At 74.8% G+C, this 21963-nt stretch carries 12 protein-coding genes and 1 pseudogene; 12 read left to right on the forward strand and 1 reads right to left on the reverse strand.

Annotated features, from left to right (window positions below; translation table 11 throughout):
• The first annotated feature begins 124 nt into the window (after positions 1 to 124).
• Positions 125 to 3016: an FAD-binding and (Fe-S)-binding domain-containing protein gene (locus TU30_RS13595; protein WP_042169096.1), complete on the forward strand. Its 2892-nt coding sequence runs from the start codon at positions 125 to 127 to the stop codon at positions 3014 to 3016.
• 66 nt (positions 3017 to 3082) lie between these two features.
• Here TU30_RS13595 and TU30_RS13600 read toward each other — a convergent pair whose 3' ends face one another.
• Entirely contained in the window at positions 3083 to 3535 is a 453-nt protein-coding gene (locus tag TU30_RS13600; protein ID WP_042169099.1) for an NUDIX hydrolase, read from the reverse strand.
• 63 nt (positions 3536 to 3598) lie between these two features.
• Here TU30_RS13600 and TU30_RS13605 point away from each other — a divergent pair.
• The 11 genes and pseudogenes from TU30_RS13605 to TU30_RS13655 form a co-directional block, all read left to right on the forward strand.
• Positions 3599 to 3991 (forward strand): annotated as a pseudogene (locus TU30_RS13605) (hypothetical protein); the annotation flags it as partial.
• A gap of 158 nt (positions 3992 to 4149) precedes the next feature.
• Positions 4150 to 5112, forward strand: a complete 963-nt coding sequence (locus TU30_RS13610; RefSeq protein ID WP_042169102.1) for a DMT family transporter — start codon at positions 4150 to 4152, stop codon at positions 5110 to 5112.
• A 399-nt stretch (positions 5113 to 5511) separates the two neighbouring features.
• Positions 5512 to 9450 (forward strand): GTPase, encoded by a 3939-nt coding sequence (locus tag TU30_RS13615; RefSeq protein ID WP_042169105.1) that lies wholly within the window; start codon positions 5512 to 5514, stop codon positions 9448 to 9450.
• Positions 9447 to 11408 carry a GTPase domain-containing protein gene (locus TU30_RS13620; RefSeq protein ID WP_042169108.1) on the forward strand — a complete coding sequence of 654 codons (1962 nt, stop codon included), beginning with the start codon at positions 9447 to 9449 and terminating at the stop codon, positions 11406 to 11408. The genes TU30_RS13615 and TU30_RS13620 overlap by 4 nt, the downstream gene beginning before the upstream one ends.
• On the forward strand, positions 11405 to 12469 hold the full coding sequence (locus TU30_RS32855) for a toll/interleukin-1 receptor domain-containing protein (protein WP_052479792.1): 1065 nt from the start codon (positions 11405 to 11407) through the stop codon (positions 12467 to 12469). Before TU30_RS13620 ends, TU30_RS32855 begins: the two co-directional genes overlap by 4 nt.
• Positions 12466 to 14898 carry a TIR domain-containing protein gene (locus tag TU30_RS32860; protein WP_052479793.1) on the forward strand — a complete coding sequence of 811 codons (2433 nt, stop codon included), beginning with the start codon at positions 12466 to 12468 and terminating at the stop codon, positions 14896 to 14898. The genes TU30_RS32855 and TU30_RS32860 overlap by 4 nt, the downstream gene beginning before the upstream one ends.
• Positions 14899 to 14979: 81 nt before the next feature.
• On the forward strand, positions 14980 to 15699 hold the full coding sequence (locus TU30_RS13635) for a hypothetical protein (RefSeq protein WP_042169111.1): 720 nt from the start codon (positions 14980 to 14982) through the stop codon (positions 15697 to 15699).
• 131 nt (positions 15700 to 15830) lie between these two features.
• Positions 15831 to 16655 carry a TIGR03084 family metal-binding protein gene (locus TU30_RS13640; protein WP_042169114.1) on the forward strand — a complete coding sequence of 275 codons (825 nt, stop codon included), beginning with the start codon at positions 15831 to 15833 and terminating at the stop codon, positions 16653 to 16655.
• The gene (locus TU30_RS13645; RefSeq protein ID WP_042169116.1) at positions 16652 to 18340 is read left to right on the forward strand and encodes an acyclic terpene utilization AtuA family protein; all 1689 of its coding nucleotides are present in this window, start codon (positions 16652 to 16654) and stop codon (positions 18338 to 18340) included. The genes TU30_RS13640 and TU30_RS13645 overlap by 4 nt, the downstream gene beginning before the upstream one ends.
• Positions 18337 to 19935, forward strand: coding sequence for an acyl-CoA carboxylase subunit beta (locus TU30_RS13650; RefSeq protein WP_042169117.1), 1599 nt, complete (start codon positions 18337 to 18339; stop codon positions 19933 to 19935). Before TU30_RS13645 ends, TU30_RS13650 begins: the two co-directional genes overlap by 4 nt.
• Positions 19936 to 19945: 10 nt before the next feature.
• On the forward strand, positions 19946 to 21787 hold the full coding sequence (locus tag TU30_RS13655; protein WP_042169337.1) for a biotin carboxylase N-terminal domain-containing protein: 1842 nt from the start codon (positions 19946 to 19948) through the stop codon (positions 21785 to 21787).
• The last annotated feature ends 176 nt before the right edge of the window (positions 21788 to 21963 follow it).

Consider the following 21963-nt stretch of genomic DNA (forward strand, 5'->3'; position numbering starts at 1 on the left):
TGATCCATTTGGGAAGGTTCTTGTTCCGTTTCCAGGATTTGACCTGACCCCGGGACAAGCGCGCCGTCGACCGGCGGGCCGCGCGGTCACCGCGGGGCCGCCCGTACGGGGGCATCCTGAAGGCATGACGGATCTCCGGGAACTGCGGGCCGGGCTGCGCGCGGACGTGCGTGGCGAGGTGGATTTCGGCACCACCGCGAGGGCGCTCACCACCATGGACGCCTCCAACTACCGCCGGGTGCCGCTGGGTGTCGTGTCCCCGAGGGACGCCGACGACGTGGCGGCGGCCCTGGCGGTGTGCAGGGCGCACGGAGTCCCCGTGGTGCCGCGCGGCGGCGGCACGTCGATCGCGGGGCAGGCGACCGGTTTCGGCGTGGTGCTCGATTTCACACGTCACATGAACCGTCTGCTGAGCCTCGACCCGAAGGCCCGCACGGCCGTCGTCCAGCCCGGCCTCGTCCTCGACCGGCTCCAGGAGGCCGCCGCCCCGCACGGTCTGCGCTTCGGCCCCGACCCTTCCACTCACAGCCGCTGCACCCTCGGCGGCATGATCGGCAACAACTCCTGCGGCTCGCACTCCGTCGCCTGGGGCACGACGGCGGACAGCGTCCGCGAACTGTCGGTCGTCACCCCGCGGGGCGAGCGACTGCGCCCCGGCCGGGGATGGGCCGGGGCGCCGGAGGGACTGCGGGAGCTGGTCGGCGGCGAACCGGCCCGCCTGCGCACCGGTTTCCCCGAGCTGCCCCGCCGTATCTCCGGATACGCCCTGGACGCCCTGCTGCCCGAGAACGGCGCCGACGTCGCCCGCTCCCTCTGCGGCTCGGAGGGCACGCTGGGCGTACTGACGGAAGCGGTCGTGGATCTCGTACGGGCGCCCCGCGCGCGTGCGCTCGCCGTGCTGGCGTACGCCGACGAGACCGGGGCCGCCGAGGCGGCGGCCGGCCTGCTGGAGCACGGGCCGCTGACCGTGGAGGGCATGGCGGCCGACCTGGTGCCGTCCGCGGCGGACCTCCCGCGCGGGGGAGCCTGGCTGTTCGTGGAGACCGGCGGGGACACGGAAGGGGAGGCACGCGCGCGTGCGGAGAGGATCGTCCGCGCGGCGGACGTCTCGGACTCCCTCGTGGTCACCGACCCGGCCCGGCAGCGCACGCTGTGGCGCATCCGGGAGGACGCGAGCGGCACGGCGACCCGGATGCCGGACGGGACCGAGGCCTGGCCCGGCTGGGAGGACTGCGCGGTGCCGCCCGCCCGGCTCGGCGCCTACCTGCGGGACTTCCGCGGCCTGCTGGCAGCCCACGGGCTGCGCGGCGCCCCGTACGGGCACTTCGGGGACGGTTGCATCCACGTCCGGATCGACTTCGACCTGCTGACCGCGCCGGGCATCACCCGTTTCCGGAGCTTCTCCGGGGAACTCGCCGACCTGGTCGTCGCCCACGGCGGATCGCTCTCCGGCGAACACGGCGACGGGCAGGCGCGCGCCGAACTGCTGCCGCGCATGTACGGCCCGGACATGATGGCCCTCTTCGAGCGGGTGAAGGGCGTCTGGGACCCGGACGACCTGCTCAACCCGGGGATGCTGGTGCGCCCCGAGCCCCTGGACGCGAACCTCCGCTTCTCCGTCCTGCCGAGGGAGCCGGTCGACGTCGCCTTCGGGTACCCGGCCGACGGCGGTGACTTCTCGGCGGCCGTCCGCCGCTGCGTGGGCGTCGCCAAGTGCCGTACGGCCTCGGCGCCGGGGCCGACGGTGATGTGCCCCTCCTTCCGGGCGACGGGTGAGGAGGAGCACTCCACGCGCGGCCGGGCCCGCCTGCTGCACGAGATGCTCGCCGGCGAGCTGGTGACCGACGGCTGGCGCTCCACGGAGGTGCGGGACGCGCTGGACCTGTGCCTGTCCTGCAAGGGCTGCCGCTCGGACTGCCCGGTCGGGGTCGACATGGCCACCTACAAGGCCGAGTTCCTCCACCACCACTACGCCGGCCGTCGCCGCCCGGCCGCGCACCACGCGATGGGACGGCTGCCGGTGTGGCTGGGCTGGGTGGCGCGGACCAGGTCGGCGGGGGTGGTCAACGCCCTGGCCTCGGTGGGCCCGCTCGCCCGGGTGGCGAAGCGGCTGGGCGGGATCGCGGGGGAGCGGGAGATCCCGCGCGTGGCAGGGGAGACGTTCACGCAGTGGTGGCGGGGGCGGGGAACCGCCGTGTCTCCCGGCGGCGACGGAACCCTGGTGGTCCTGTGGCCGGACACCTTCAGCGAGCACCTCTCGCCCTCCGTGGGCCGGGCCGCCGTACGGGTTCTGGAGGCGGCGGGTCTGCGGGTGGCCCTGCCTCCGACGCTGCGACCGGACGGGCGCCCGGTGGGGGACGGCCGCTCACGGTCGGCGCTCCGGCTGCTGGCGGCCCGCAGGGGCCGGGTCTGCTGCGGGCTGACGTACATCTCCACGGGCCAGCTCGACCGGGCCCGCGCGGTGCTGCGCCGCACCCTCGACCTCATGGAGCCGGTCCTGGCCACGGACGCCCCGGTCGTCGTCCTGGAACCGAGCTGCGCGGCGGCCCTGCGCACGGACGCACCGGAACTGCTGCACGACGACCCCCGCGCGGCACGGCTCGCCGCGCGGGTCCGCACCTTCGCGGAGACCCTGGAGCAGTACGCTCCCGACTGGACCCCGCCGGACCTGAGCCGCCCCGTCACCGGCCAGACCCACTGCCACCAGCACGCGGTCCTGGGCGAGGGCCCCGACCGCCGCCTGCGCGAGGCCGCCGGCCTCACCGGCGAACTGTCCGGCGGCTGCTGCGGCCTGGCGGGCAACTTCGGCTTCGAGGAGGGCCACTACGAGGTGTCCGTGGCCTGCGCGGAGGACCAGCTCCTGCCCTCGGTACGGGAGGCACCGGACGGGGCGGTGATCCTGGCCGACGGCTACTCGTGCCGGACGCAGCTGGAGCAACTGGCGGGGGCGCGGGGGAGGCACCTGGCGGAGGTGCTGGCGGAGGCACTGGAGGAGGCACTGGAGGAAAAACCGTGAGCACTCGCGGCTGATCCGTCCCGGGGGTGCTCGGACCAGCCGGTGCGGTGGGCACGGCGGCGGCCGTCAGGGCGTGGTCTCGCCCCGTACCAGCGGCAGGCACACCGGCTGGACGTCCTCGGGCAGGTCGTCCGGGCGGCACCAGCGGGCCTCCAGGACCTCGAAGGGGTCGATGCGCAGCTCGCCGCCCAACAGGCGGGCCTCGTAGGCCACTTCCAGGCGGGTGCGGAAACCGCTGTTCAGCATCACGAGGCGGCCCGCCTCCACGTCGAGGTTGGTCTCCTCCTTGACCTCGCGCACCACGGTTTGCCGGAAGTCCTCGTCCTTGTGCGCGAAGCCGCTCGGCAGGCCCCACTGTCGGCCCGGTGGCCACATCCGGTGCCGGAGCAGCAGGACCCGCCCCTCGCCGTCGCGCACGACGCCGGTCACCCCGACCACGAACTTGGCGTTCAGGAACCACATGACGCGGCTCTGAACGGGGCGCAGAAGTCGCCAGAGACGGGCAAGAAGTCGTCGCACGGGGCCTCGGGAGGTAGGAGCGGGGCGGAGAAGGGCTTCGCCGGTGGGGACGGTACCCTCCCTGGTGCCCGCCCCTCGCCCATCGACACCTCCGACGCCTCGGCCGGAACCTCCCGGACGGGGCGTCTCCGTCCGGTGGCACACGCTCCGGTGGTGGCCCGGCTCGCGTCCCTCGGGCTGTCGATGGGCGCGCTCGGCGACGAGGGTGCCGCGGCCCTGCCGAGCGGTCAGCCGCTCACCCACCTGCGCGCTCTCGACCTGCACCACCACTACCTCGGCGACGCCATGGTGCTGCGGGTCCGGGAGGCCCTCGAACCGGCGGGCGTACGGGGGGACCTGTCCGAACAGGAGCAGGAGGAGGACGAGGGCACCCGCTACGTCGTCGCCGAGCGACTTCTCCTTCCCGCCCCGCCCCGGCTGCTCCCCCGATGCCCCGGAGGTACTCGGTCCGCATGACGGACGGAGTTGACCCGGGCGGGGCGGGGGACTCATCGTCAGGTACGTAGGCGTGTCACGGTGCTGACCAAGGTCATACCCTGGACCGGGAAGTCCACCGCGATGCAACGTTGCCGAAGGGGCCCTCCGCTCCCTTCGCCCAGCCCGAGGAAGGCGCCGTGACGACGTCGAGTGCTGCCAGCCCGTCCACCCCGGCCGCCGTCCCCGGGGCGGCTCCGGGGCATGCGCCGGAAGCGGCGGGCGCCCCGCGCGGGCGCGGCTCCCTGGGGCCGGTCGGGCTGGTGCTCGCCGGGGGGATATCCGTACAGTTCGGCGGGGCGCTCGCGGTGACGCTGATGCCGAGGGCCGGTGCGCTCGGCGTCGTGACGCTGCGGCTCCTGGTGGCCGCGGTCGTGCTGCTGGTGGTGTGCCGGCCCCGGCTGCGCGGCCACTCGCGCGCCGACTGGACCACGGTGATCGCCTTCGGCATCGCCCTGGCCGGGATGAACGGCCTCTTCTACCAGGCCGCCGCCCGCATCCCCCTCGGCACGGCGGTCACCCTGGAGGTGCTCGGCCCGCTCGCCCTCTCCGTCCTCGCCTCCCGCCGCGCGATCAACCTCCTGTGGGCCGGACTCGCCCTCGCCGGCGTCGTCCTGCTCGGCGGCAAGGGCTTCGACAGTCTCGACCCCCTGGGCGCCGCGTTCGCCCTGGGCGCCGGTGTCATGTGGGCGGCCTACATCGTCTTCAGCGCGCGGACCGGCCGCCGCTTCCCCCAGGCCGACGGGCTCGCCCTCGCCATGGCGGTGGCGGCGGTCCTGTTCCTGCCGCTGGGCATCGCCGAGTCCGGTGCGAAGCTCCTCGACCCGACGGTCCTCGCCCTGGGCGCGGCGGTCGCGGTGCTCTCCTCCGTCCTCCCGTACACCCTGGAACTGCTCGCCCTGCGCCGCCTGCCCGCCTCCACGTTCGCCGTCCTGATGAGCCTGGAACCGGCCATCGCCGCGACCGCCGGCTTCCTCGTCCTCAGCCAGGCCCTCACCCTCACCGAGGCCGCCGCCATCGCCCTGGTCATCGCGGCGAGCATGGGCGCGGTACGGACCCAGGTGGGACGGGGGCGGGCGAAGGTGCCGGGGGACGATTCCTGACGATCGCGGCGACGGGGCGGGGCGCTCCGGTACCAGAGGGTTCCTCTACATGATCACGCCCCGCTCGGAGCCTGTCGCCATCCGGCAGGTCACGCCCGACCCGCTTCCCTGACAGACCGCGCAGGCCGATGGGACCGCCCCGGCGCGGGTGCGGGGAAGCGACGCGGTCGCGCGCACCTCGTCGGCTGCCCGCGTCGCACGGGTCCCATGACCCTCCCCACCCCGCCTCGTCCCTTCATTCCTGAACCGCCGACGGTCGAGGGCTGGTCCCCGCCCGGCCACCGGATAAAAGTCCTAATACCGCATGAGCCGCTAACTGGGTTGCTTTTCCCTGCGATGGGGCACGAAGAGGCTGCGTGTGGTGCATGGTCGGCTGGTCGGACGGGGGGCAAGGCGGACATGGACGAGTCGAGACTGGCGGCAGCCGCGGCGCGGGCGGTGGCGGAGAGCGCCCCGCTGGCCCGGGAGCTGGCGGCCGGGCTGCGGGAAGTGGAACGGACCGTGGGCCGGCCGACGGATCTGTCCGACGGCGCGGCCCTGACGGAGGAACAGCGCGCCCTGTACACCGAGGAGCGCCGACTGCGGCGCCGGGCCGTCGAACTGGTGGGGGAACTGGCCGGCGGCCGGTTACGGGCGCTGGACACCTTCAACGTCGTCCTCTTCGGCCGTACCGGGGCCGGCAAGAGCTCGCTGGTCGAGGCGCTCACCGGGGGTGACGGGGCACGGATCTCCCCGGGCCGTCCCGACCACACGACGGAGGTGGAGGAGGTCCGGTGGGCGGGCCTGCGGCTGTTCGACACGCCCGGCACCAACGGCTGGGGGCGTGACGGCGACAACCGGCACCTGGAGGAGGCGGCCAGGCAGGCGGTTCTGGTGGCCGACGTCGTGCTGCTGTGCTTCGACGACGACAGCCAGCTGGAGGGCGAGTTCACGAAGGTGGCCCAGTGGGTCCTGGCCTACGGCAAGCCGGCCGTGGTCGTACTGAACTGCAAGGTGCCGGTCTGGCGTGACACGGACGCGATCGCCGAGCGGGACGTCCGGGTCTTCCTGTCCACGACCGTGGCCCAGCACGCCGCGCACATCCGCGAGTGGCTCGCGGCCCTCGGGCTCCCGCAGGTCCCCGTGGTCGCGCTGAGCGCCCAGCGCGCGGTCGCGGCCCGGGCCGCCGACCCGTACCGGGGCAAGGACGGGAACAGCATCCGGAACATGCGCCGGGCGGGCCGGACGACGCTGCTGAGGCGTTCCAACCTGCCCGTCCTGGAGTCCCTCCTCACCGAGGCCGTCGGCAGCGGCGCGGCGCAACTGCGGTACGGCGGACTGCTGACGCAGACGGCCGGCGCACTGAGCGGGATAGCCGACGAACTCGACCGGGTGCTGACCGCGCCGGCCCTCGAGGGCGCCAGGACGATCGAGACGGGGCTGGAGGAACTGCTGGAGGAACTGGGCCTCCCCGAGGACCTCCTGCCACCCGGAACCGACACCGCCGACGGGCCCGGCACGGTTCCCGGCGGGGGAGACGGAGTCCCGGCGGACGTGCCGGGGCGGCACGAGGACGCCGACGCGGACCTGGCCAGGGTTCTGCGCGAGCTGCGGGAGCTGCAGAAGCTGCGGGGCGGTCCCTTCCCCGCACCGGCGCGCGGGAGGGCCCGCGTCCATCTGGACCACCTGCTCACCTCCGGCTTCGGCAAGCTGCGCCTCACCCTGGAGGCCCGCGCCGAGAAACTGGTGGACACGGCGTTCCGGGAGCGCAAGCCGCTGTCCGCGGAGGACTTCAACGCGGCCGTGTTCAAGAGCGACGAGCTGACCGCGGTGATCGACAAGTCGCTCGCGTCCTTCACCTCCGATGTCGAGAGCCGCCTCGGCCTGGTCGTCGCCGACCTCCGGGCGGGACTCGCGCGGGTGGACGCGCGGGTGGACGGCCTCGGAAGGGAGGTGAGGGGCGACGCGGGGTCCGGGTACCGGACGTTCGGCTGCCTGGCCGGTTACACCAGCGCGGGAGCGAGCCTGCTGTCGGTCGGTGCCTCCGCCGCCTCGTTGCTGTTCCTGACGACCCCGGTGGGCTGGATCGCCGCGGCCGGACTGGCCGTCGTCGCCGGAGGCGGCCGGCTCGCCGCCCGGTTCGGTCTGCGGCGCGGTCAGCAACGCCGGTACGAGGCCCGGGGCGAGTACCTGGAGCAGGCGCGCGAGGCCGTGTACCAGGAGACCGAGGCGGTGCGGGAGCGGGTCGCCGCGCACTGCGTGGCCCTCGTGCGGCAGGCCGTACTGGTCGAGGTGGGGCCGCTCGTCCGGCAGGCCGTGGCGCTGCGCCGCATCGCCGGGGCCGCCTCCCGCGACAGGGCACTGCTGAACAGAACGGTGGAGGAACTGCCGCAGGGCCGCGACGCCGCCGACATCCTGGCGGAGGCCGTGGGGCGCGCCGAGGCCGCCGCGGGCGTCACCCATCCCGCCGGGGCCGACCGGCTCTGGCTCGGCTCCGACTGGTGCGACGACCCGCACAACCTCCTGGCCGGGGGCGGGGCGGCGGAGGGCCGCCGCAACGGGCGGTCGCCCGGCCTCGCACCGAACGTCCTGGACCGGCTGCGCACGGTGTTCCGGCGCGGCCCGCACGGCCCGGCACCCGGCGCCGGCCGGCAGTGGCTCGCGGAACTGCACCGGTGGTTCGACGACGACCCCCACGCGGCCGGACTGCTGGCCGAACTGGACGCGCTGGCCGCCGATCCGAGGCCCCGGATAGCGGTCACCGGAAACCTGAGCACCGGGAAGTCGGCGTTCGTCCACCGCCTGCTGGTGGAGTCGGGCCTGCCCGTCCCCGAATCGCTGACCAGTGCCGCCGGCCCCGAGACCTGGCGGGTGGTGCCCTACGAGTGGGGCGATCTGGTCCTGGTGGACACGCCGGGATTCCAGAGCGGGCGGGAGGGCCACTCCGAGGCCGCCCGCACGGCCCTCGCCGACGCAGCCGCCGTCATCCATCTCTTCTCCCCCCTCATGCTGGTCGGAGAGCGTGCCGACCTCCTGCTCCTGTTGCGGGGTGCGCCGGAGGCGGGGCGTTTCAGCAAGCAGGGCCGCACCCTGTGGGTGATCAACAAGATCGACCGGCTCGCGGTCGCCGGCGACGCGCGCGACCTGCGCGCCCACGTCGGACGCGCGAAAAAGGAACTGGCCGCCGCGCTCGAGCGGATCGCCCCCGGCGGCCGGGCGTCGCACCGTGAGCACATCGTGTCCATGGCGGCGGCCCCGTACGGCCTGCGTGCCGCCCACAGCCGCCACTACGACGACTTCCGCGCGTGGGACGGCTTCGGGGACTTCGCCGCGTCCGTACGGGAACTGCGCCTCACCCTGGAGCCGAACGCCGGGGACGTCACTCTGCTGCACGGCGGCGCCGCCCGTCTGGGCGTGCTGCGGGCCGGGGCCCTCGAGCAGGCGGAGGACATCGAGCGCAGAATCGTCGAGGTCGGCCGGCTCGCCGACGAGGCGGTGGCGGGCGCCCGCACCGGACGGGGCGTGGTCGCCTCGATGACCAAGGGGGCCGAGCGCCTGGCGGTCGCGTTCACCACCCGTCTCGTCCACGAGACGCTGGAGGAGGGCGTGGACGCGCCGGTCCGCGAGGCCCGGGGCCGGCGGCTGGAATCCTGGACGACGGACAAGGAGTTCGCCGGCGGGTGGCAGCGGCACCGCGCCGGCTGCGAACGGGCGGCGCAGGCCTGGCTGACGTCGGTGGCGAACGCCGTGGAGCGCAGGGCCGCCTCACCGGCCTACGCCACGGCGTTCCCGGACGACGGCAACCGCGTCGACCTGTCGTTCCTGTCCGCGGAGTCGCTGCGGGTCTGGAGCGGCGACCTCCTGGTCAACGCCTCCGTCGGTCTCGCCCCGGCCGGCGAACTGCGCGCCGACGACCTCGTCGCCCTGGCCGCGCAGTACGACGTGGCACTGGACGCCGGGGAGCTCGACGGACTGCTGGGGGGCGTGCACGACGTCGGCGTCATCCTCAAGATCATCAACGCCGTGAGCATGATCAGCGCCCTCATGACGCAGAGCAAGCGGGAGGAGGAGCTGGAGGAGTTCCGTGTCCGGCTCACCGAGACCATGCGGAGGTCCGCCGAGGCATGGGCGCAGAGCGTGCGCGGCGGCTGCGGCGCCGTGGAGGAGGTGTGCGGCCGGCTGGAGGCCCTGGCCGTGCAGCTGACCCGGAAACAGGGCGAGTTGCTGGAGGAACTCACGCGCACCCGCCGGCGCGCGCAGCGGTGCACCGCCGCCATCGAGGGGGCGCGCCTGAGGCTGGGCGAACCCGCCGGGGCCGGCGCACCCACGGGGGACGGACGAAAGGGCGGAAGGCGATGAACGCGGCCGACAACACCAGGAGCACCCCGGCCGACTGGCCGGACCGGGCCCGGGCCGCCGTCCGGGAGGCAATGGGCGACCGTGCGGCCGCCGCCGTGGCGGGCACGTGGGCCGCCCGGGAGGCCGACCCGGAGGTGAACGTGGTGCTCTACGGCCCGCAGAACGCGGGCAAGACCAGCCTGCTGCGCCGCCTGCTGGCGGAGGACGGCACCCCCGTTCCCGCGTGGGCGACCGTGAGCGGCGGCAAGGAGACCTACGAGGCCGGCGGGGTCGGCTCCGCCGGGCTGCGCTACGTCGACACCCCCGGTGTGCAGGCGGGCGACCCCCTGCACACGGAGCGGGCCGTGGCCGCCCTGCTGGAGGCCGACGCGCTGCTGCTGGTCCTCGGCCGGAGGCTGTTCGGCGGGGCGGCCGGGGAGGTCCTGCCGCTGGTGACCGGCACGGCCGTGCACCCGGACCGCCCCCGGCCGTATCCCGTCGGCGCCCTGCTGCCGGTGGTCTGCAAGGCCGACCGGTGGGGGAAGGAGCCGGGCAGTGAGGAGTTCGCCGACGAGGTGGAGGCCGTGCGCGGGGAGTTCAGGGAGCAGCTCGGCGCCCACATGGACGCGCGGCACCTGCCGGAGCTCCATGTCGTGGTGGCCGACTACTACGGCCTCAGCACCCCGATCCGCCCGGCTGACCTGCGCCGCGACCACTATCTGTCCTTCGGGGGCCACGACGGCGTCGAGGCCCTGTGGAGGGCCCTGCGGACACTGCCCGGGCGCAGGGCCCAGCTGCGGGCCGAGACCCGGGTGCGGTACTGGTGCCGGGCCGCGGTCCGCGCGCTGGAGGCGGCGCGGGCCGAGCGGGAGAGGGCCGGGGCCGCCCGCGACGGTGCCCGGCGGGTGGACACCCGCTTCGCCCTGCTGGAGAACCGGCTCGACGAACTGCGCGAGGCCGGCCGGGTGGAGCTGCGCGCCGCCGTCCGGGAGGAACTGCTGCGCGCCGCGGACTCGGCCGCCTCCGCCGGGTCGGCGGAGGAAGCCGCCCGCGAGCGTCTGGCCACCGCGGTACGGGGCTGGCAGGCGCGCTGGACCGGAAAGGCGCAGCAACTCGCGCTCCAGGGCAGGGCGGAGGCGATGACCGTGCGGACCGTTCCGGGGACGCAGGCGTTCCTCGCCTGCATCGACGACGTTCGCGCCGTCCTCGCCACCGCCGGTGACACCTCCGTCCCCGCCTCCCGGTCCGCCGTCCCGGAGGTCACGACCGCCGTCGTCCTGGGCCTCGGCCCGCTTGCCCACATCGTCCAGCACGAGCTGGGCAAGCGCCGTCGCGAGCGGATCGGCGAGGTCCTGGAGCAGCGGGACGGGGCGGCGGACCCCGGGACCGGCCAGGGCCGGGACGCGGCGACCACAGGCCAGGCCTCCGACGGGTCCGACCCCTACGCCTACGCCCTGCTCCCCCTGCCCGGCGCACCCGACGTGTCCGACGCGCCCGGCCGCGACGGCCCCGACGCTCCCGAGGGAGGTGCCGGCGGGTCCCCCGGCCCCGTACCGGGGACTTCCGACCCCGCGGATCCGCTGACGGCGGGGGACCCGGCGACGGGTGGTCCTCCCGCGGGTGACACGGCACCCGACGGTCCGGCGGCCGGGGATGCCGCGGGGGGCGATTCGGTGACCCTCTTCGGGGAGCAGCTCCTGGTCATCGCCGTGTCCGAGATCCGCGACCTCATTCAGAGCAAGCTGGCGGAACAGGCCGAGAACCGCCGCGCCGAGCGGCGCGAGGCCGCCGGGAAGGCGACCGAGCGCATCGCCGCGATGCTGGAGGCCCCCTGGCTGGAGGAGCTGGAGAAGGCCCGCGCGGGCCTGAGCGCCCAGCGGCCCGATGCGGCGACCATGGCCCTGGTCGAGGAGGAGTGGGCTCATCTGGACCGTGCGGTGAAGGGCCTGGAGCAGGTGCTGGGAGAGGCGCCGCTGTGACCGCGGCGGCGGAGCCGGTGCCGCGTGTCTTCGTCGGACACAGCGCGGACGACCGGGAGGCGTTCGTGGAACCCCTCGCCCGGGAGCTGGCCGCACAAGGGGTCAGGGCGTGGGTGGAGTTCTGGGATCTCCGGCTCGGCGACAGCCTGACCGGAACCGTGTTCACGGACGGCATGGACGAGGCGGACTGCTTCGTCCTGGTCGTCTCCCCGCTGTGGCACCGCAAGCCCTGGCTGCGGGAGCAGCTGGAGGCGACCGCGCACCGGCGCATCCGGGACCGGCGCACGCTGATCCCCGTGCTCCTCGACGGGGTGCAGGCACCGTCGCCGCTCAGCCACCTCAAGCCGCTCTCCTGCCCCCGCAGCCACGAAGGCGCGGCCACCGCCGCCCGCCGGATCGCCGACCAGCTGTACGGCGTCGACCCGCGCCCCGCCGTCAGGCCGCGGCGGGGACACCGCCCGTACCCGGGCGCCGGACAGTCACCCGCACCCGCCCCCACGGCGCACGTACCGCTCGCACCGGGGCGGCCCGCCTTCCCGGGGCTCGCGGACGCCGAGGTCGCCGTCCTCCAGCGGATCATGACCGTGGCGCTGCGGGAGGGGACGCTGGGCCCGCTGCCCTGGTCCGAGGTCGGTCCGGCCCTGCGCGACGCCGAGCCGGACACGGCGAGGACGGTCCGCACGCTGGCCCGCCTCGAGAAGGCCGGACTGGCGCGGTGCGCGCAGGCCGGGGAGCGGGTGGCGTGGTGCGAACTCACCGAACGGGGCTACCGCCTGACGGCGCCCCGGGCCGTACCCGACCTGGAGCAGGCCAAGAGCCGGCTGCTCCTCGCCCTGGCGGGCCGGCAGCGGCCCGCCGGTGAGCGCTCCCACGGCCGGGACGCGGCCGAACTGGCGGAGGCGGCGGGCACGTACGTCCTGGTCGCCGAGCGGTTCCTCGCCGACCTGGCGCACAACGGGCATGTGACGGTGCTGCGCGGAGGCGGCCGTACGCTCGTCACCGACGTCGATCCGGTGCTCGGTGACTGGGCCCGTGCACTGGGGGAGGAGCAGCGGGCATGAGGGACGGGACGGCGCACACGGCCGAGGGGCAGGTGTTCATCAGTTACGCGGGGCCGGACCGGACCTGGGCCGAGTGGACTGCCTGGACCCTTCAGGAGCAGGGGATCCGGGTCATGCTGGACCTGTGGGACTGGCGCACGGGCGAGCGCTTCGACGAACGGCTGACCGCCGCCGCGGCCGGGAACGGCGTGCTGGTCCTGCTGCTCTCGCCCGACTACCTGACGTCGCCGCACGCGCGGACCGAGTGGACGACCGTGCTCGCGGCGGCGGGGACACGGCAGCGGCTGCTGCCGGTGGAGGTCGAACCGCTGCCCGTCGCCGGCCTGCCGCCCGAACTGCACTCGATCCACCGGTTGCAGATCTTCGGACTGCCGGAGGAAGAGGCCTCCGAGCAGTTGGTTCTCGCCGTCCTGGAGGCGGTGTCCCGGGAGGCGGAACGCGACCGCGCCCGGCGGGCCGCCGACGGCGGCGTCCCGGGCACCCCCGAAGCGCGTCCGGTTCCCCGCCGCATGCCGGAGCAGCGTCCCGAGGCTCCCGGCCCGGCCCGTCGCCCCGGAGGGCCGGCGGAGCCCGGCCGGAAGCACCGCCCGGTCCGCCGCCCCCGACGGCCCGCCGGGCCTCCTTCCGGCACCGGCACGCCACCCCGTCTGCCGGGCACCGGCACGGGCCCGCGGGTGTCGAACGTACCGGCCGACCCGCCCGGCGTCCCGGACCGGGAATCGCTGCTGCAGCAGCTCAGGCTGCAGCTGAACACCACACATCTCGCGTCCCTGTCGTTCGGGCGCGGCCCGGACGGCGTCGACGCGGTCGACGTCGCCCGGGAGTACGCGGCCCGCTTCGGCAGCCAGTACGACCTGATCTGGTGGGTGGACGCCGGTGACGCCGACGAGGTCAGGACGTCGTACGCCGAACTGGCCGGCCGGCTGGGCCTGACCGTGGACGGAGAGCCCGGCGCCGTGGCCGAGGCGCTCTTCGCCCGGCTCGCGGACCTGCCGCGCCGGCTGATCGTGTTCGAGGGGGCGGCCGGCCCCGGGCTGCTGGCGGGCCTGGTGCCGCCGGAACCCGGCCACCTGCTGGTGGTGTCGCGGCACCCCGGCTGGCTGGAGGGCGCCCACCGGTACCGGGGACCCGCACCGTCGCCCGGTGGGGGCGACGACGGCCTCGGGCACCCGGAGCCCTCCCGCCCGCTGCGGGTCCTCGCGGTCGCCACCGAGTGGGCGTCGCGCCTCGGCGGCCTGAGCACCTTCAACCGCTGCCTGTGCCGGGCCCTCGCCGCCGCCGGAGCGCAGGTGTACTGCCTGGTGCCCAGGGCCGGCCGGGAGGAGGAGGCGGACGCGAAACGGCACGGCGTGCACCTGGTCGAGGCGCAGGTGCCGCCGGTGTGGACCGGTGACCTGTCCCTGCTGCGCAGACCGGAGAAGCTGCCCGTGGTGCCCGACGTGATCCTGGGCCACGGCCGCGTCACCGGCCCGGCCGCCCAGCTGCTGCGCGACCAGCACTACGGGGACGCCCAGCTGGTACACATCATCCACATGCTGCCGTACGAGATCGAGTTCCTGAAGGAGGACCGCGCGGACGACCCCGCGCAGCGTGCCGACGAGCGGACCGAGGTCGAACTGGCGCTGGCCGGGTCGGCCGACCACGCCGCGGTCGTGGGCCCCTTCCTGCACAACAAGTTCGCCCGGCACTTCCCCGGGCAGGAGCCGTTCAGTACCACGTTGCTCTGCGTCCACCCGGGCTTCGACGCGGGAGCGGGGACACGCTCCGGTGCCTGGGCAGCCGAACCGCGGCCGGTGCCGGCCGGAGACCCGGCGGTCCTCGTCTTCGGCCGCGCCGAGGACGTCCGGCTCAAGGGCCTCGACCTGGCGGCACAGGCGCTCGGCCGGTTCGTGCGGCGGACCTGCGCCGACCGCAAACTGGACTTCGTCGTCCGCGGCCTGGCGCCCGGTCAGTCCGGTGCCGAACTGCGCGAGCACATCGACCGGCACGCCGGCAGCGGCAACCTGACCGTGCACATCAAGCCGTACCGCACCGACAGCCGTGTCCTGGCGTCCGATCTGACGTCCGCCAGTCTGGTGTTGCTCCCCTCCCGCAGCGAGGGTTTCGGCCTGTCCGCCGCGGAGGCGATCGCCGCGGGCACACCGGTCCTGGTCAGCGACGCCAGCGGAATCGGTCTGCTGCTCCGCGAGACCCTGGGCCGGGAGGAGGCGGCACACCACGTCGTGGAGACCCGGGGCGGTGAGCAGGACGCCGAACGCTGGAGCCAGGCGGTGGAACGCGTCCTCGGCGACCGCCGGGCGGCCTTCCACCGGGCGGCACGTCTGCGCGAGCAACTCGCGGAGAGCCACACCTGGCAGGCCGCGGCGGCCTCCCTGCTCGGCCCGCTGCGCGACCGCGGCGACCGCGGCGGCCGGCAACGGTCCCGGTGAGAGAAGAAGGGCGCCGGCAGGGGTGGGGGGTGGCACACCCGGGTAGGCACGGGGCAGTTACCGGGGGGACGGGAGAACACCATGCTGGCCGGGGCGATCGGCGATGTCGTGCTGGGGCTGCTGGCCAGCTGCCTGAGCGGCCTGGCGGTGTGGCTGTGGCAGCGCGGCAGACACGGCCGGGACCTCCGGGCGCGGATGCGCGTCGTCGGCGCCCGCCCCGGAGACACCTGCCTGATCGTGATGAACAACAAGTACGGCGCTCCGGGCACCACCCATCACCACGACGTGCAGGCGATGATCGAGGCAGCCGTCCTCAGTCACAGTCTGGAGTGCGAGGTCGAGATCGTCCGCAGCGACGACTTCCGGGGCAGCAACGGGAACAAGCCGGAGTTCTGCATAGGGGGCCCGCTCGGCTCGAACGTGCGGAGCGCGGGCCATCTCGCCCACAGCCTCCCCGGCGTCACGTTCCACCCCTACACCCATCCGGACCATCCGCTGGCCATCGAGGCGGGCGGTGCTTTCTACCGCTGGGACCGCGAGAACCAGGGGTACGCGCTGCTCGCGAAGTTCACCGCTCCGGGAGGGTCCCGTCCCGTCATCCTCATCTGCGGGCAGAGCGCCGTCACCAACCACGCCGCCGCGTACTTCCTCCGCCACTCGTACCGCCGGATAGCGGACGCCGTCTCCTCCACCGAACGCTTCTGCCTGATCCTGAGGATCCCCTCGATCCGCACCTACGGCTTCCAGGGGGCCACCCTGGAACGCGACCTCACCGACGCGGTCTTCGCACCCGGGCCGTAGCGGTCCCCGCGCACACGGCGCGGGGAGAGCGGCCGACCCATTCATGCAAGCACGCTTGCTTGTTTCTCGGTCCGCTGCCATGCTCCACGCAACCGCGCCGCACACCGTCGTGCCCCGAGGGGAGCGCCATCGTGTCCGATCCGTCGTCCGTGATCGACGATCTGCATGAGGAGAGCGAGGAGGCCGACCGGCTCGTGGCCCGGCTCGGGCCCGAGGAATGGGGGCTGGCGACGCCCGCCGCCGGGTGGAGCGTCGCTCATCAGATCGCGCACCTCGCCTGGACCGACCACTCGGCGCTGCTCGCCGTCACGGACGGGGACGGGTTCCGGGCACTGGTCGAGCAGGCGCTCGCCGCCCCGCACACCTTCGTCGACGAGGGTGCCGAGGAATACGCCCGGCTCGCGCCCGCCGAGTTGCTCGCGCGGTGGCGCAAGGGGCGCGCGGCGCTGGAGAACGGGCTGCGGTCGGCCCCGCCCGGGGCGCGCTTCCCCTGGTACGGGCCCCCCATGTCGGCGGCCTCCATGGCGACGGCCCGGCTCATGGAGACCTGGGCCCACGGGCTCGACATCGCGGACGCGACCGGTGTGCCGCGGCCACCCACCGACCGGCTGAGGCACGTGGCCCGGCTCGGGGTGCGGACCCGGGACTTCGCCTACGGAGTCCACGGCCTCACCCCGCCCGCCGAGCCCTTCCGCGTCGAACTCGTCGCACCGAAGAGCGCGGGCGGCGAGCTGTGGTGCCACGGGCCCGAGGACGCCCCGCAGCGGGTCACCGGGCCGGCGCTCGACTTCTGTCTCCTGGTCACCCGGCGCGCCCACCGCGCCGATCTCGCCCTCACCGCCGACGGGCCCGACGCCGACCGCTGGCTCGACATCGCCCAGGCCTTCGCCGGGCCGCCCGGGGGCGGACGCCCGCCGAAGGAGGAGGGCAGGGGCGGCCGGGGGCACACCCCGTGACGGCGGACCTGCGCATCGGCAACGCCTCCGGCTTCTACGGGGACCGCTTCGACGCCCTGCGCGAGATGCTCACCGGCGGTGAGCTCGACGTCCTCACCGGCGACTACCTCGCCGAGCTGACCATGCTCATCCTCGCCCGCGACCGGCTCAAGGACCCCTCCGCCGGGTACGCCCGCACCTTCCCGCGGCAGCTGGAGGAGTGCCTCGGCCTCGCCCACGAGCGGGGGGTGAGGATCGTCGCCAACGCCGGCGGACTCAACCCGGCGGGGCTCGCCGGTGCCGTACGGGAGCTGGCCGGGCGGCTCGGCATCCCGGTGCGGGTCGCGCACGTCGAGGGCGACGACCTCACCGCCGCCCATCCGGGGAGCCTCGCCGCCCACGCCTACCTCGGCGGCTTCGGCATCGCGGCCTGCCTGCGCGCGGGCGCCGACGTCGTCGTGACCGGGCGGGTCACCGACGCCGCCCTGGTCACCGGCCCGGCCGCCGCGCACTTCGGCTGGGCGCCGACCGACTACGACCGGCTCGCGGGGGCCGTCGTCGCCGGACACGTGCTGGAGTGCGGGACCCAGGCCACCGGCGGCAACTACGCCTTCTTCCACGAGCGGCCCCCCGCCGACCTCCGGCGGCCCGGCTTCCCGCTCGCCGAGGTGCACGAGGACGGCAGCAGCGTCATCACCAAGCACCCCGGCACCGGCGGCTTCGTCGACGTCGGCACCGTCACCGCGCAGCTGCTCTACGAGACCGGCGGCGCCCGGTACGCCGGGCCGGACGTCACCGCCCGGCTCGACAGCGTGCGGATCGGCCAGGACGGGCCCGACCGGGTACGGATCGACGGCGTGCGCGGAGAGGCGCCGCCGCCCACGCTCAAGGTCGGGCGGAGCCGGCTCGGCGGATTCCGCAACGAGGTCGTGTTCGTCCTCACCGGGCTCGACGTCGAGGCCAAGGCGGACCTCGTGAAGGAGCAGATGGCCGGCCCGCTCGCCACGTCGTCGCCCGCCGAGGTGCGCTGGGAGCTCGTACGGACCGACCGGCCCGACGCGGACACCGAGGAGACCGCGAGCGCCCTGCTGCGGCTCGTCGTGCGGGACCCGGCGCAGGACGCGGTCGGACGGGCGTTCAGCGGTGCCGCCGTCGAGCTGGCGCTGGCCGGCTACCCCGGATTCCATGTGCTGGCGCCACCGGGAAAGGGCGCCCCCTACGGGGTCTTCGAGGACGTGTACGTCCCCCAGGGTTCCGTCGGCCACCTGGCCGTCCTCCACGACGGCCGCCGCATCCCGGTGGGCCCGCCCCACGACACCGCCGTCCTCGCGGACGTACCGGAGCCGGAACCGCCCCGGCCCCTGGCACCCGGACCGGCCCGGCGCGCCCCCCTCGGCCTGGTCGCCGGTGCCCGCAGCGGGGACAAGGGCGGCGACGCCAACGTCGGGGTCTGGGCCAGGAGCGACGCCGCCTGGCGGTGGCTCGCGCACGAGCTGACCGTCGAGCGGCTGCGCGAGCTGATCCCCGAGGCCGCCGGCCTGCCCGTCACCCGGCACGTCCTGCCCCGCCTGCGCGCCCTGAACTTCGTCGTCGAGTCCCTCCTCGGCGAGGGCGTCGCCGCGCAGGCCCGTTTCGACCCGCAGGCCAAGGCGCTCGGCGAATGGCTGCGCTCCCGCCACCTGGACATCCCGGAGGCCCTCCTGTGACCGTCCTCGCATCCGCCCTGGACACGGCGGGCCCCGACTACCGGGCCCACCGCGAGGCCATGCTCGGCAAGCTCGCCGCACTCGACGCCGAACACGCCAAGGCCCTCGCGGGCGGCGGCGCGAAGTACGTCGACCGGCACCGCGCGCGCGGCAAGCTCCTCGCCCGCGAACGCGTCGAACTGCTCCTCGACCCCGACACCCCGTTCCTGGAACTGTCCCCGCTGGCCGCCTGGGGCAGCGAGTACACGGTCGGCGCGTCCCTGGTCACCGGGATCGGGGTCGTCGAGGGCGTGGAGTGCCTGATCACGGCCAACGACCCGACGGTGCGCGGCGGTGCCAGCAACCCGTGGAGCCTGAAGAAGGCCCTGCGGGCCAACGACATCGCGCTCGCCAACCGGCTGCCGTGCGTCAGCCTGGTGGAGTCCGGCGGCGCCGACCTGCCCTCGCAGAAGGAGATCTTCATCCCGGGCGGTGCGATCTTCCGCGACCTCACCAGGCTGTCGGCGGCCGGCATCCCGACCGTCGCCGTCGTCTTCGGCAACTCCACCGCCGGAGGCGCGTACGTCCCCGGCCTGTCCGACCACGTGATCATGGTCAAGGAGCGGGCGAAGGTGTTCCTCGGAGGCCCGCCGCTGGTGAGGATGGCCACCGGGGAGGAGAGCGACGACGAGTCCCTGGGCGGCGCCGGGATGCACGCGCGGGTGTCGGGCCTCGCCGACTACTTCGCCGTCGACGAACCGGACGCCCTGCGCCGGGCCCGGCGGGTCGTGGCCCGCCTCAACCACCGCAAGGCGTACCCCGATCCGGGGCCCGCCGAGCCCCCCAGGTACGATCCGGAGGAACTCCTGGGCGTCGTGCCCGGCGACCTGAGGACCCCCTTCGACCCGTGCGAGGTGATCGCGCGGATCGTCGACGGCTCCGACTTCGACGCGTTCAAACCGCTCTACGGGCCCAGCCTCACCACCGGCTGGGCCACCCTGCACGGCTACCCGGTCGGCATCCTCGCGAATGCCCGGGGGGTGTTGTTCAGCGAGGAGTCGCAGAAGGCCGCCCAGTTCATCCAGCTCGCCAACCAGCGCGACGTCCCGCTGGTCTTCCTGCACAACACCACCGGCTACATGGTCGGCAGGGAGTACGAGCAGGGCGGGATCATCAAACACGGCGCCATGATGATCAACGCGGTCGCCAACTCGAGGGTCCCCCACCTGTCGGTGCTCCTGGGCGCCTCGTACGGCGCCGGGCACTACGGCATGTGCGGGCGGGCGTACGACCCGCGGTTCCTGTTCGCCTGGCCCGGCGCCAAGTCCGCCGTCATGGGACCGCAGCAGCTCGCCGGAGTGCTGTCCATCGTCGCCCGGCAGTCCGCGGCGGCGAAGGGCCGGCCGTACGACGACGAGGCGGACGCGGCACTGCGCGCCATGGTCGAGCAGCAGATCGAGTCCGAGTCGCTGCCCGTGTTCCTGTCGGGGCGGCTGTACGACGACGGCGTCATCGACCCGCGCGACACCCGCACCGTCCTCGGCCTGTGCCTGTCGGCCGTCCACACGGCGCCCTACGAGGGCGTGCGCGGTGGCTTCGGCGTCTTCCGGATGTGAGGGGATCATGGTGATCAGTACTGTCCTCGTCGCCAACCGGGGCGAGATCGCCTGCCGGATCGCCCGCACCTGCGGCGAACTCGGCATCCGGACGGTGGCCGTGCACTCGGACGCCGACGCGAACGCGCTGCACGCGCGCGCGGCGGACGAGGCCGTACGCCTCGTGGGGGCGGCGCCCGCCGACACGTATCTGCGCGGCGACCTCATCGTGAAGGCCGCGCTCGCGGCCGGCGCGGACGCCGTGCACCCCGGCTACGGCTTCCTCTCCGAGAACGCCGGCTTCGCGCGCGCCGTACGCGACGCCGGCCTGGTGTGGATCGGGCCGCCCCCCGAGGCGATCGAGGCGATGGCCTCCAAGACGCGCGCCAAGGAACTCCTGGGCATCGCGCCCCTGCGCGAGGTCACCGAGGCCGACCTGCCGGTCCTGGTGAAGGCGGCCGCGGGCGGCGGCGGGCGCGGGATGCGCGTCGTACGGAGCCTCGCCGGCCTGGACGCCGAACTGGCCGCCGCCCGCGCGGAGGCCGCGAGCGCCTTCGGCGACGGCGAGGTGTTCGTCGAGCCCTATGTGGAGGGCGGGCGCCACGTGGAGGTGCAGGTCCTCGCCGACACGCACGGCACGGTGTGGGCGCTGGGCACCCGGGACTGCTCCCTGCAGCGCCGCCACCAGAAGGTGATCGAGGAAGCCCCGGCACCCGGCCTGACCGGCGAACTCACCGCGGAGCTCCACACCCTCGCCGTACGCGCCGCCCGCGCGGTGGGCTACACCGGCGCCGGGACCGTCGAGTTCCTCGTCGCCGGCGACCGGGCGCACTTCCTGGAGATGAACACCCGGCTCCAGGTGGAACACCCGGTAACGGAGGCCGTGTTCGGCCTCGACCTGGTCGCCGAACAGATCCGCGTCGCCGAGGGCCACGCCCTCGACAACGACCCGCCCCCCGCGCGCGGACACGCCGTGGAGGCCCGCCTGTACGCCGAGGACCCCGCCCACGACTGGGCGCCGCAGACCGGCCGCCTGCACCGCCTCGCCGTCCCCGGCGGGATCCGCCTGGACACCGGGTTCACCGACGGCGACGACATCGGCGTCCACTACGACCCGATGATCGCCAAGGCCGTCGCCCACGCGCCCACCCGCGCGGAGGCGGTCCGCAAGCTGGCGTCCGCCCTGGAACGGGCGGCGATCCACGGCCCCGTCACCAACCGGGACCTGCTCGTCCGCTCCCTGCGGCACCCGGAGTTCACCGACGGCCGCATGGACACCGGCTTCTACGACCGTCACCTGACAGCACTGACCGAACCCGCCCCCGACCCCCGCGCCCCGCTCGCCGCCGCCCTCGCCGACGCCCACGGCCGCTCCCGGTTCGGCGGCTGGCGCAACCTTCCCTCGCAACCGCAGGTCAAGCGGTACGCCGTGGCGGGCGAGGAGCGCGAGGCGCGTTACCGGCACACGCGGGACGGGCTCGCGGTGGACGGGGCGCGGGTGGTGCACGCCGACGCCGGTCTCGTCGTCCTCGAGGCCGACGGCGTCCGACGCCGCTTCGGGGTCAGCCGCTACGGCGACCGGGTGTACGTCAACGGCACCGCCCTGACCGCCCTGCCCCGCTTCCCCGAACCCGCCGCCCAGCACACCCCGGGCTCCCTGCTGGCCCCCATGCCGGGCACCGTCGTCCGGGTCGCGGAGGGACTGGCCGTCGGTGCCTTCGTCCAGGCCGGTGAACCTCTGCTCTGGCTGGAGGCGATGAAGATGCAGCACAGGATCACGGCCCCGGCCACGGGGACGGTGAGCGCCCTGCACGCCGTCACGGGACAGCAGGTGGAGCCCGGCACGTTGTTGGCGGTGGTGCAGCCCGGCTAGGGCCTGGGGCGAAAGGGGCGCCTGCCGTGCGACGCCCGGCACACACTCCCCGCACCCGCACCCGCACCACCCGGAAGCCCGGGTACGCCCGCCCGGTACGAGGGCTTCCGGGCGGCGCGCCGGGAGCACGCTCCCCCGAGCTCCCGGTTTCGCCCGAGCAGGGAGGACCCCATGAC

The organism is Streptomyces sp. NBRC 110035 (genome assembly GCF_000829695.1).
Taxonomy (GTDB): Bacteria; Actinomycetota; Actinomycetes; order Streptomycetales; family Streptomycetaceae; genus Streptomyces.

What these genes read in the sequence shown, in the direction of transcription:
- TU30_RS13615 (WP_042169105.1), top strand. Translation starts at nt 5,512, where the DNA reads ATGGACGAGTCGAGACTGGCGGCAGCCGCGGCGCGGGCGGTGGCGGAG.
- TU30_RS13620 (WP_042169108.1), top strand. Translation starts at nt 9,447, where the DNA reads ATGAACGCGGCCGACAACACCAGGAGCACCCCGGCCGACTGGCCGGAC.
- TU30_RS13595 (WP_042169096.1), top strand. Translation starts at nt 125, where the DNA reads ATGACGGATCTCCGGGAACTGCGGGCCGGGCTGCGCGCGGACGTGCGT.
- TU30_RS32860 (WP_052479793.1), top strand. Translation starts at nt 12,466, where the DNA reads ATGAGGGACGGGACGGCGCACACGGCCGAGGGGCAGGTGTTCATCAGT.
- TU30_RS13635 (WP_042169111.1), top strand. Translation starts at nt 14,980, where the DNA reads ATGCTGGCCGGGGCGATCGGCGATGTCGTGCTGGGGCTGCTGGCCAGC.